This is a genomic window from Streptomyces sp. NPDC046831, assembly GCF_040645305.1.
Classification (GTDB): Bacteria; Actinomycetota; Actinomycetes; order Streptomycetales; family Streptomycetaceae; genus Streptomyces.
In genome coordinates, this window is record NZ_JBEYXZ010000083.1 from 1 (window position 1) to 1,068 (window position 1,068).

Here is a 1,068-nt window from a genome sequence, read left to right on the forward strand (position 1 = left end):
CAGATCCGCCTGCTCCGTCTTCGTCGGCAACCCCGTCGACGGCCCACCCCGCTGAATGTCCACCACCAGCAGCGGCAACTCCAACGACACCGCCAGCCCGATCGTCTCGCTCTTGAGCGCCACCCCCGGACCCGACGTCGTCGTCACCGCCAGCGACCCGCCGAACGCCGCACCCAGCGCCGCGCCGATCCCGGCGATCTCGTCCTCCGCCTGGAACGTACGCACACCGAAATTCTTGTGCCGGCTCAGCTCATGCAGGATGTCCGACGCCGGCGTGATCGGATACGACCCCAAAAACAGCGGCAGATCCGCCTGCCGCGACGCCGCGATCAACCCGTACGCCAACGCCAGATTCCCCGAGATGTTGCGGTACGTACCCACCTCGAACGCCGCGGCCGCCGGCGCCACCTCGTAGGAGACCGCGAAATCCTCCGTCGTCTCCCCGAAATTCCAGCCCGCCCGGAACGCCGCCACATTCGCCGCCGCGATGGCCGGCTTCTTCGCGAACTTCTTCGTCAGGAACCTCTCCGTGCCCTCCGTCGGCCGGTGATACATCCAGCTCAACAACCCCAGCGCGAACATGTTCTTGCTGCGCTCGGCCTCCTTGCGACTGAGACCGAACTCCTTCAACGCCTCCACCGTCAACGTCGTCAACGGCACCGGATGCAGGCTGTAACCGTCCAGCGAACCGTCCTCCAACGGCGAGACCGTATAGCCGACCTTCTGCATCGCCCGCCTGGTGAACTCGTCCGTGTTGACGATGATCTCCGCACCCCGCGGCAGATCCCCGACGTTCGCCCTCAACGCCGCCGGATTCATCGCCACCAGCACATCCGGCGCATCCCCCGGAGTCAGGATGTCGTGATCGGCGAAGTGCAGCTGGAACGAGGACACCCCCGGCAACGTCCCCGCGGGCGCCCGGATCTCCGCCGGGAAGTTCGGCAGCGTCGACAGGTCGTTCCCGAACGACGCCGTCTCCGACGTGAACCGGTCCCCCGTGAGCTGCATACCATCACCCGAGTCACCCGCGAACCGGATGATCACCCGGTCCAGACGACGGACGTCCTT

At 66.5% G+C, this 1,068-nt stretch carries 1 protein-coding gene; it reads right to left on the reverse strand.

Annotated features, from left to right (window positions below):
- Positions 1-1,068, reverse strand: a 1,068-nt coding sequence (locus ABZ920_RS30495; protein ID WP_361512082.1) for a 2-oxoacid:acceptor oxidoreductase family protein, incomplete at both ends; no start/stop codon positions are given.